Raw genomic sequence first — 9,306 nt, 5'->3', positions numbered from 1 at the left:
GTTTCCGCATTCATAAAGAAGAGGCTGCCGGCACCCAGCACGCCTCTTGATTTATTTTATTGTGATACGGAATGTAAAGCCACTTCTATCATATCATGAAATGTCGTTTGACGCTCTTCCGCTGTCGTTTCTTCTCCTGTTAATACGTGATCGCTCACGGTGAGAATTGACAGCGCTTTTCTTCCGTGCTTCGCTGCTAATGTATACAATGCAGTCGTTTCCATCTCTACGCCCAGGACACCGTATTTTGCAAGCTTTTCGATTTGCGAATCGTCGTTGTAGAATTGGTCAGCTGTAAATACGCTTCCTACAGTGACCGGCACGCCTTTATCCTTTGCGGCATCATAGGCATTTTTTAAAAGCTCAAAATCTGCGCAAGGCGCAAAATCAATGCTTCCGAAAGCGACTCTGTTCATTTGAGAATCAGTTGAAGAGGTCATAGCCAAAATGACGTCCCGCACTTTGACATCTTTACGGATAGCGCCGCAAGAACCTACTCTTATTAAATTTTGCACATCGTAGCTTTGAATTAATTCATTCACATAAATTGAAATCGACGGAACGCCCATTCCCGTGCCTTGCACGGAGATTTTTTTGCCTTTATATGTACCCGTAAATCCATACATGCCTCTAACTTCATTGTAGCATTCTACATTTTCAAGATACGTTTCAGCAATAAATTTTGCTCTGAGAGGATCTCCCGGCAAAAGCACTGTGTCCGCAATCTGTCCTTTTTCAGCACCTATATGTACACTCATCTCATATCCTCCTGTAAATCTAAATTATCATCCAGTCCGTTCATTTTACAACGAATGTCATGATGAGACAAACTTCAGCATTGATTATAAAGGAATATGGCGAAAAAAGAAATGTTCCGGGGCCGTTTGGGCACTTCCGGAGAAAAACGGGATAATTGAGGTGTTTATTTGAAAACCTAACCGCAGGAAGGAGGGATGGGACATGGGTAAAAAACAGCGTAACCGGATCACCGGCCAAAAAAAGAACAACCACATACCTGCAAAAGACGTGATTGCAGCTGAAGAGGCGCACGAGAAAGAGTATTCCGCTGCCAAACGCAAGCCTTAAACTGCAGAAAACTGCGGAAATCCGCAGTTTTCTTTTCATTTTGTCGTTTGTACAATCAGACGATTGATTTTCCTCCATCCGGCGGGAAGCAGTTTATAATATGTTTTCCCTTTTCTTCCTTCATCAATCAGAATCACGTCCCCTGTGGCCATAAATCTCGCATCATAATCACTTGGAACAGTGTCAAATACATTAAACAAAGAGAATGCTCTTTTCAGCACGTCTTGATGATCGCTCCCGTTCAGTTCAGTTCGATAGACGGGTCTGTAGCCCTTTTTTTCGCCAAACCGGGGTGTTTGAAATATTGTCACGTCATAGGAACAAGACTTCTTTTTAAACACGGATAACATCATCAAGATCCCCTCCCTTTTATTTCTTTAACATATTAGCGTTTTTGTCCGTTTTTCCTCTCTCTATTTTTGTCGAAACCGCTTAATCTTTTCGTCAAAACCTTTTACGAGGAAAAACAGAAGCAGGCCGAGACTAAAGCCCCCTAGCACGTCGGTTACAAAATGCACACCCAGATAGACTCTGCTTATGCCGACCAAAACCGTGATCACGCCGGCTATGGTGTATACCATTTTTTTATGTTTGGACAAAAACGGGAGGTGTTTTACTAAAAAGTAGGCAATAACAGGATAGACATAGGCAGCGTTCATAGCGTGGCCGCTCGGAAAGCTGAAGGATGATTCATGAACCAGCGGTGAAAAATCAGGCCTCACTCGCTCGATCCATTCTTTTAACACTTTGTTTAACAGTCGATCTGCACCGAATACCAAAAGCATCAAAAGCCCGTCCCATGTTTTTCTGTAAAAAAACAGCCCTATTCCAATGATCAGGATAAGAGGGAACAGGAAAGAAGAAGCTCCAAGATGCGTGATCCCAGCCATGGCATCATTAAGCCATGGCTGGCGAATCAAAACAGCTGCCTTGCTTATCATTTCATCTGCAGATTGAACAGCATTTGTATGAATGACCGCAGCTAGAAAAAGAAAGAAAAGAAACAGACTAACGGGCTTGTACAACATTTTAACCACCTCGATTTTCACAGAAGTCATAGAACATGAATAACAAAACCGGAGCTGGCCGCTCCGGTTTCAAGCCTCAATCATCTTCGTCCAGCTCTTCATCTATCATACATTTTTCTATCAAATAATCAAAGGTAATATCAGCGATTTCAAACAGCTCATCCTCACTCGGTATGTAGCCCCGTCTTGCAAGCTCTCTGTAAAAAAATTCAGCGATTTCTTCCGTATCAATCACAAGATCTATTTCTTTCATCTCCGTACCGCCTCCTTTTTTATGTTTTATGAAAAAACAGGCTGAATTATACCCGGTGTTCTAAACAATTCTTTCGGTCATATACATTGAATAAAAAACAAGCCATAGGAGGCTGACTATATGATCGCTAAAATGATGGAAGCACTGGACGGAGAAAGATTTGATATCATAATGGAAAAAACGCTCAAAGGAATGACGCAAGTGATGATTTGGGGCTGTCTGCCTTATTTTTTATATGTTTTGATCCGTATGTTCACAAACTAACTGAAGTGCTCTTTTAAACTTTCCAGAACAAACATCATCATATCTTTATATTCTTCATCTTGAAACATTTCGTACAGAATTTTGTAGTCATTATAAATATCCAGAAGCTCATCAACAATTGATACAGCAAGGATGTGAAGGGTATCTTGATCTTCATCATCACCTTCAAACTGAAGAAGAGCAGACGATGCGATATCTTCGCCGATCTCTTGGGCAGTTTCTCCGACATAGTGGACAAACAAAAGCTGATGTACAAACTGGTCCATTTCATATTTTCTTAGCACCAGCGTGAGATCCTCTTCCTCCGTTTCAAGCCACTCTCCATCCTTTAAACGGGTCAGCTCATAAATGATATCTTCCCAGCCATCTTCTAAATATCTCCAAATTTCTGTTCTGTGGCCGATAATGCGAAAGAGTTCTTTTCCATAATCTTTTACATAAACGACGTCCCCAATAAGGAATTCATACTCAATATCAAGTTTTTCCATGTCGACAATGACACCCTCATAATCTTTGTAAAGCTGAATGGACGACTCAAAGTATAAGACTTCATTATGATTGACTTCATATAGATAGTGTTTATCAATTTGGTGTACTTTTGTGATGGTGCCGACTGTTCCATACATAATGACGACTACGATATCCCCTACTTGGAATTTCGGTTTATTTTGCTTCACGGTGTCTCCCCCTCGCCGCAACATTTCTCATACGCTATCGTATGCCGGGTGACGCCAATTCGCATGGGCATGAAAACCAAAGGAAATATCCAATTCTGGTATGGGTGAGGACATAAAAAAATCCGCAGTGATCTGCGGATGAAACAGCTATTATCTGCCGTGAACTTCAGCCTCGTATTGATCCCAAGCTTCATCAAACGTAGCCATCGTGTGAAGGTAATCAGCGTTCAGCTCTAAATATGAACTGATTTCATGATAATTGGTTGAGGTTTTCGGAAAGCTGTGATCCTCATACGCCTGATTGGCAAATTCACTGATGCTGTCCTGCGGCTTAGGGTGTCTGTATTTCAATAAATAGTGATAAAAGGATTTCATGGGTTTCCCCTCCTGGTGTCTGTCTTTTGTTGTTCTATTATACAGTTCAAGTGTAAAATTACAACAAAAGAATACCGAAACATCATTCAGGAGAAGTCAAAATAGTTGCGTTTCAGAATTCTTTCTGTCTCCATGAGCTGCTGGTACGTCAGGCTTTCAGGCAGTTTTTTTGTTTGAATCAAAAGCAGCTGATCCTCAATCTCCTTAATCGTGTTTTCCTCTTGATAGGTCATTCCGCAGGAAGCACACACCATGGCGGGGGTGTCTGTCAGTTCTATGGCTCTTGTTCCGTCAGGGAGCTCCCAGTACACCGTGTTCCTGCCGGGTACTGCTTCAAGCTCGCCGCACCATTCGCATGTTTTCATGAAGAATCCCCTCCGATTTCAGCCTCTTTCTGTTTTTTCTGCTGCGCCAAAAATTTCTTTTCTTTTAGCTGGTCTCTTTTCTCACGCCGGTCTTTTAATGTTTCATGCTCGGGATTCGCTGTGTATGCCTCTCTCCTTTTGATTCTGGCTACATTTTCCGGTGTAAAAGAAACCTCTTTGTCGGCAAAAATGGCACTCAGCCCGATCGGTTCCTTTTTGTCAGCGATTTCAGGGAAAACGGACTCAAAATAGGCGTCAGCCTGGTTAGGGATATAATTCTCCGGTTCCGGATATGATGTAATGACGCCTTCAAAATTTCTTAAGATGACTTTGTCAGGGCTTTGCGACAGTACATAGTTTGGCTGCAGGGCGATTTTCCCCCCGCCGCCTGGAGCGTCAACGACAAAGGTAGGAACCGCATTTTTTATAGTCAGTATAATTATATTTTTGCTCAATGGACACCGCTGTTCAATTTATTGGATAATTTTTCTCAATATATCTAAAAATGTGATATTATATACACGAGCTGAAATTAATTATAAAAAGGGAAGAAATTAATGAATTGTTTTTTTTGGAACACAGAAAAAAAAGAAGTAAACAAAATACTAATTGAAGCTATTAACCATTATAACTTAGATGTTATTTCTCTAGCTGAGTATGACGACAAATATAGAGAAAATCTCATCAGAGAAATGATAAATCAAGAAATTGAATTTTATCATGTGCCACAAATAGGCTGTAAAAGAATACATATTTTCACTAAATATAAACCGACAAAAATTATACACTTAGCTGAAACAAGTTATTATACTATTAAGAAAATCCCTCACCGCAAACTTGGCTATTTGATATTCGTTTTTCTGCACTTCCCAAGCAAAATGCACTTGAACGAATTCGATTTTTACAACGAATCGATTCAATTTAGAATGGAAATTGAAAAAGTAGAAAATGAAAACAATTCAACCTCTACGGTACTTGTTGGTGATTTTAATATGAATCCGTTTGAAGAGGGTATGATGGCAGGCCCTGCTTTGCATGCGTATCCAACTCGTATTGAAGCTTCCAAAGAATCAAGGATTATCAAAGGGAGAAAATATAACATGTTTTATAATCCTATGTGGAATAATTTTGGTGATGAGACCTCACCTCAAGGAACCTATTATTATAGTGGATCCCACCATTACCAAATTTATTGGAATATTTTTGACCAGGTTTTGGTAAGACCTTCACTTGTTCCTTATGTTTCACCTAATAATGTTAAGATATTAACTAAAATCAATAACACTCAATTAGTCAATTTAAGAGGAATACCATCTATTAGCGATCATTTACCATTGCTATATAAGATTTCATAGGAGGCAAAAAATATGGATGATTTAAATTTGTGGCCTGAATTTTCTGAAGACCCTTCTCAATCTGCAAAAGAAATATTAGATAAGCAAGCCGATTTATTACCGGGACGAACTAACAACTTACTATACGCTGAAATAACTGAACTGAACATGAATTTAGAATTTCATTATGACAAGTATGATTTAGGTTATAAGTTTTTAATTAGAAGCAAACTACTGGAAAAGTATAGCTATGAAATGTTTTCTTTTTATCATAATATCACTTTATACCCCTTACAAATCAAACTAGATATTGATATAAGAAGAGAACTTAGCATTGAAGGTGCAATTTATATGCAAAACGAGAATGAGTTTAAAGAATTTCTTAGGAAGGTTTTTGCCACAGAAAAAGTAAACAGTGTAATTGGATCTTTAATGAAACTGTCCAAACAATAAAACCATTCCAATAAATTATAGTTATAAGTTATAAAAGCAGTGACTTCATTCACTCTCCTGTGTTGGAAGTCACTGCTTTATTTTACACTGTTTAAAAATCCTTTTTCTTTTCATTGTACAATTTTCTTTGATAGTCCAAAAATGCCCTTGCCATTAATTCCAAATTAGGCTCATTACAGTATGTGACGGTGCAATTTTCTAAGTTGTACTTTTCAATTAATTCTTTCTCAGTCACATAATCACCCTCTTTTTATCAGGTGTATGAGCATTAGGATTTGTCCTATTCGAGAATTTTTTTATCAATTCCCCGCAAAGATTGTTCAAATAATATGTATAATTCACTTTCTTTTTCATCCAACGTACTTCTGTACCGATCTCTTCACAAATCGCAATCGGGATACTGGACTTGTTAACTTTATTCTTATATGTATGTTCCAACTGTTTTTCAGCTATGTTCTTATATGTAAGGAAATCATCAATATGTACGAAATAAACCTTATTATTAGGCTCTCTATATTGAAACAGAAAGCCAGGAATTATGTTTGGGTATTGTGTTGCTTCCTTTAAATATTTAATCTGCTGTGGCTTTATGATCTTCTCGCTGAAGGAAATAGACTTGTCCTTTGTTGATTTAAGTTCAAAAGGAAACAAGTACCCCTTAAAGAACAGAAAGCAATCATATTTGTTTTTTGATACCGCTGCTCCCCTTTTTAAAAACATTGGATTAACATCTTTAATCCGGTAGAAGAACAACTTCTGATCTGCTGCTGATTTTTCAATGTTCGCTTCAAAAACTTTCCCTTGATTGATTGCTCCCAATCAATCACCCTCCTAATCTATATTGTAGGCAAAATATGTATGTGCTAAAATCGTTCCTGAGAGAGGTGTACATAGTGAAAAAACAATGGAAACCAGTTGATCCAAGACTCAATGAGCTCATGCATGAATATAACGTTTCAATTGATGACCTTGTTGAACGCACTGGATTACCGAAGCAACGAATTAATGATTATGTAAGTGGTTTTAAATCAGATATGAATATTAGAACAGCAATGACATTTGCTGATGCCATAGGTTGCTCTATCGAAGAGCTTTATGTATGGAATTTTAAAGAGCGCAGACAATTGATCAAATAAACTTACAAGGTGGTTCCCTTTTTGATCCACCTGATTTCCTGCATTAATTCCTCATTATTGTCAGCTAAGTTAATTAAATTACGATGTGCTCTTTGCAAATCTTTTTCTTCAATGGCCTCCTTTACTGTTTTCATTTGTCTATCCATTTTGTTATACAGTGTATGAATTGAATGATATGCCTCGTTAATCCCCTTACCCTCCACTAATTTTATTTTTATTGTAAATAAAAGACCGATTTTATCTATTACGAAAATTAAGTATGGCTTCAATCGTTGAAGCCATACTATTATTACTAGTTCAGTTTAAGGCCATAATTCACATTTTTCATTTTATACTTAATAGTTAGTTTTTCTTCAATAAACTCTAAGTTTACAAGAGAATCCACATTCCCCCGGTGTACCACATTATAAGAAGCTTTAACAGTGTGAGTGCATTTCCAAGTACGTTTCCCATCCCAGGTGGTATCAGTTGTAGTAGTTCTGTTTAGATCTTCAAAAGAAATGTCTGTTACTTTCCAGTCTACTCCATGTCTAACCTCTACCTCAGATTGACAAGCATCACATGCATTTTTAAAAGACCATGCATGATTTTCTGAGCTTGGCTTTTGTACCGACCATGAGTGAGTATATTCGTGATCCATTTTTTTCACTACCTTTCATTATTATTAACACACATATAACATGTCTCATTTTATAAAAATAATGTATCCTTTTTTTATTATTAGTATTTAACTCATTCCATTATTTGTATTGAATAAGAAATGGGCAAATTTCCATAGTATGATTCAAACAAGCTTGTTTACATTACACTTTAGGAGATGAATAAGAAAAGTTACATTAATTATTAAGGGCTTTCGCTCAACAACTCTATAAAAACACTATTACGTTCTTTACGCTCCTGTTCTTTTTCCTCAAGTTCTTTTTCCAGCTTGTTAATATAGTTGAGCAAAGCCGGAATATCCTGATGGGCGTTTGCAATAAATTCTGCATCCTCTTGAGTAACTGAAGCCGCTAAACCATCATCAAGAGTATTTATCCAATAACGAAGGTTTTCGTTACCAGAGCACTTGTGAACGTCTGCACTCCAAAATCCTTCTGTTGCTACTTCCGCACGCTGACGAATTTCTTTAAGTTGGTTTTTCGTTAGCTTTTCATTCATCAAGCGTTCACTCCCTCGATTTTGATTCCGAGAAGGTTCAGCGTTTTAATAATCGTTGCTTTTGCGATCTCAATTTCGTTAGTATCGCAATTGTCCGCCCACCGTCCTTCATAGTAACACCGTACTTTTTCCTCTGGCGTCTCTTTGATTTCGTATCCGTTGACCAATGCGGATGCTAGTGTTAGCAATTCAAGATTGTATAAGCAACGGCCATTATTATTGCCGACTGTTATGCTATCATTTATATATGAACGTAATATTCCTTCATCGCTATAGTTTGTTCGGAGATCTTCAATTGCCTCTGCCTGCTCCTTTGTGATTGTAGGCTTTCATTATTTACCCTCCTCTTCGAAGTACTTTTCTATCGCGAGATATAAGCTTCCGTTCCATACCCGTGCATACCATCGAGTGTGTCCGCTGCCTCAACGAGAAGACCCTCCGCCAAAGATAACCGATTTTTTAACCGTTCATTTTCACCAATCAAATCCGCTACAGTACAACGTAATTCCTTAACACCTTCAGTCATTTACTGGTCTCATTAGATATTATTTAATTTTTGTTTCAGCCCAAAGAATTAATCATGAAGAACTTTAAATTTATCCTTATTTATGTATGCTTTGTCGTTAACTAGTTCAAATAAATCAAAGTGCTTTCTTTTACTTCTTCTAATAACCCGTAAAGCAATTGTGGAGCTTACCCATTCTTCATTTTCAAATTGGGTTAAGATTTCACTTAGCTCAAATAGCAATTCCAGCTTCTCCTTGCTTTGCTGTGTTTCAAGTCTTAAAAGATCCCTCTGTTTTTCAAGTAATGTTGTTTCAATTTGATATTTCTTTTTCTCCAAGGCTGTTATCTGTTCGTTGGTGCTATGTATTTTGTCTCCTACCTCCAATGAATCACCTCCTTAAAGTTTGAATAAAATATCATTTTTAAAGTAACTTTATTTTTATTCTAAATACAAATAAAAAACAATCTAAGTAACTTGTCTCTATCTTATCACCTGACCACTATGCATGTCTATATGTATTTTATTTTTATTCTTTATTTTTGCGTTAACTTTATTAGCTTTTTGATATTCTTTTATATTCATAATCCCTCAGCACATTTCTAATCCAGATTAGCTCATCTTCTGTGAGCATAATTATCACCCTCCCATATACTCTAATCTAATCCTATA

The 9,306-nt window shown here is 37.4% G+C and carries 17 protein-coding genes and 1 pseudogene; 5 read left to right on the top strand and 13 right to left on the bottom strand.

The features are described 5' to 3' along the window. Window positions 1–56 precede the first annotated feature (56 nt). Window positions 57–758: a purine-nucleoside phosphorylase gene (gene deoD / locus KHQ79_RS21335; RefSeq protein WP_003241589.1), complete on the bottom strand. Its 702-nt coding sequence runs from the start codon at window positions 756–758 to the stop codon at window positions 57–59. A 202-nt stretch (window positions 759–960) separates the two neighbouring features. Between deoD and KHQ79_RS21330 the strand changes: the two genes are divergently transcribed. Then, complete coding sequence (locus tag KHQ79_RS21330) at window positions 961–1,086, top strand: hypothetical protein (protein ID WP_003241588.1); 126 nt, start codon at window positions 961–963, stop codon at window positions 1,084–1,086. 35 nt (window positions 1,087–1,121) lie between these two features. On the opposite strand, the gene yodL is transcribed toward KHQ79_RS21330, so the two are convergent. From yodL to KHQ79_RS21315, 3 genes are all read right to left on the bottom strand, one after another. Beyond that, the gene (yodL, locus tag KHQ79_RS21325; RefSeq protein WP_003241586.1) at window positions 1,122–1,439 is read right to left on the bottom strand and encodes a shape determination protein YodL; all 318 of its coding nucleotides are present in this window, start codon (window positions 1,437–1,439) and stop codon (window positions 1,122–1,124) included. Between the two features lie 60 nt (window positions 1,440–1,499). Next, window positions 1,500–2,111, bottom strand: coding sequence for a phosphatase PAP2 family protein (locus KHQ79_RS21320; protein ID WP_032732324.1), 612 nt, complete (start codon window positions 2,109–2,111; stop codon window positions 1,500–1,502). Window positions 2,112–2,190: 79 nt separating this feature from the next. Next, window positions 2,191–2,367 (bottom strand): YozD family protein, encoded by a 177-nt coding sequence (locus KHQ79_RS21315; protein WP_003241581.1) that lies wholly within the window; start codon window positions 2,365–2,367, stop codon window positions 2,191–2,193. 120 nt (window positions 2,368–2,487) lie between these two features. Between KHQ79_RS21315 and KHQ79_RS21310 the strand changes: the two genes are divergently transcribed. Continuing rightward, entirely contained in the window at window positions 2,488–2,631 is a 144-nt protein-coding gene (locus KHQ79_RS21310; RefSeq protein ID WP_003241578.1) for a hypothetical protein, read from the top strand. Here the strand turns inward: KHQ79_RS21310 and KHQ79_RS21305 are convergent. From KHQ79_RS21305 to KHQ79_RS21290, 4 genes and pseudogenes are all read right to left on the bottom strand, one after another. Next, window positions 2,628–3,308 carry a hypothetical protein gene (locus tag KHQ79_RS21305; RefSeq protein ID WP_003241576.1) on the bottom strand — a complete coding sequence of 227 codons (681 nt, stop codon included), beginning with the start codon at window positions 3,306–3,308 and terminating at the stop codon, window positions 2,628–2,630. The two genes, KHQ79_RS21310 and KHQ79_RS21305, sit on opposite strands and share 4 nt — an antisense overlap. 150 nt (window positions 3,309–3,458) lie before the next feature. Continuing rightward, complete coding sequence (locus tag KHQ79_RS21300; RefSeq protein ID WP_225516856.1) at window positions 3,459–3,683, bottom strand: YozE family protein; 225 nt, start codon at window positions 3,681–3,683, stop codon at window positions 3,459–3,461. 86 nt (window positions 3,684–3,769) lie between these two features. After that, window positions 3,770–4,048, bottom strand: a complete 279-nt coding sequence (locus tag KHQ79_RS21295) for a YokU family protein (RefSeq protein WP_019258677.1) — start codon at window positions 4,046–4,048, stop codon at window positions 3,770–3,772. Continuing rightward, window positions 4,045–4,512: pseudogene (locus KHQ79_RS21290) on the bottom strand (lysine 2,3-aminomutase); the annotation flags it as partial. The pseudogene KHQ79_RS21290 and the gene KHQ79_RS21295, both read right to left, overlap by 4 nt. A gap of 93 nt (window positions 4,513–4,605) precedes the next feature. On the opposite strand from KHQ79_RS21290, the gene KHQ79_RS21285 reads away from it, so the two are divergent. Both KHQ79_RS21285 and KHQ79_RS21280 read left to right on the top strand, forming a co-directional pair. Then, the gene (locus KHQ79_RS21285) at window positions 4,606–5,403 is read left to right on the top strand and encodes an endonuclease/exonuclease/phosphatase family protein (RefSeq protein WP_225516855.1); all 798 of its coding nucleotides are present in this window, start codon (window positions 4,606–4,608) and stop codon (window positions 5,401–5,403) included. Window positions 5,404–5,415: 12 nt separating this feature from the next. Further along, window positions 5,416–5,835, top strand: coding sequence for a hypothetical protein (locus KHQ79_RS21280; RefSeq protein ID WP_225516854.1), 420 nt, complete (start codon window positions 5,416–5,418; stop codon window positions 5,833–5,835). 231 nt (window positions 5,836–6,066) lie between these two features. Here the strand turns inward: KHQ79_RS21280 and KHQ79_RS21275 are convergent, their stop codons facing one another. Then, window positions 6,067–6,654 (bottom strand): PDDEXK family nuclease, encoded by a 588-nt coding sequence (locus tag KHQ79_RS21275; protein ID WP_225516853.1) that lies wholly within the window; start codon window positions 6,652–6,654, stop codon window positions 6,067–6,069. 74 nt (window positions 6,655–6,728) lie between these two features. Here KHQ79_RS21275 and KHQ79_RS21270 point away from each other — a divergent pair, with 74 nt between their 5' ends. Then, window positions 6,729–6,971, top strand: coding sequence for a helix-turn-helix domain-containing protein (locus tag KHQ79_RS21270; RefSeq protein WP_225516852.1), 243 nt, complete (start codon window positions 6,729–6,731; stop codon window positions 6,969–6,971). Window positions 6,972–6,973: 2 nt separating this feature from the next. Here KHQ79_RS21270 and KHQ79_RS21265 read toward each other — a convergent pair whose 3' ends face one another. From KHQ79_RS21265 to KHQ79_RS21250, 4 genes are all read right to left on the bottom strand, one after another. After that, the gene (locus KHQ79_RS21265) at window positions 6,974–7,159 is read right to left on the bottom strand and encodes a hypothetical protein (protein ID WP_134818978.1); all 186 of its coding nucleotides are present in this window, start codon (window positions 7,157–7,159) and stop codon (window positions 6,974–6,976) included. A gap of 104 nt (window positions 7,160–7,263) precedes the next feature. Further along, a complete protein-coding gene (locus tag KHQ79_RS21260; protein WP_225516851.1) occupies window positions 7,264–7,611 on the bottom strand; it encodes a hypothetical protein in 348 nt (115 codons plus the stop codon). A 203-nt stretch (window positions 7,612–7,814) separates the two neighbouring features. Next, window positions 7,815–8,129 carry a hypothetical protein gene (locus KHQ79_RS21255; protein ID WP_225516850.1) on the bottom strand — a complete coding sequence of 105 codons (315 nt, stop codon included), beginning with the start codon at window positions 8,127–8,129 and terminating at the stop codon, window positions 7,815–7,817. A 574-nt stretch (window positions 8,130–8,703) separates the two neighbouring features. Then, window positions 8,704–9,021, bottom strand: a complete 318-nt coding sequence (locus KHQ79_RS21250; protein WP_225516849.1) for a hypothetical protein — start codon at window positions 9,019–9,021, stop codon at window positions 8,704–8,706. Between the last annotated feature and the right edge of the window lie 285 nt (window positions 9,022–9,306).

It is taken from the genome of Bacillus sp. TSO22 (assembly GCF_020223595.1).
In the GTDB taxonomy this organism is placed as follows: Bacteria; Bacillota; Bacilli; order Bacillales; family Bacillaceae; genus Bacillus; species Bacillus inaquosorum.
The sequence above is the reverse complement of the archived record's forward strand: the minus strand, read 5'-3'. Positions and strand labels throughout refer to the sequence as shown.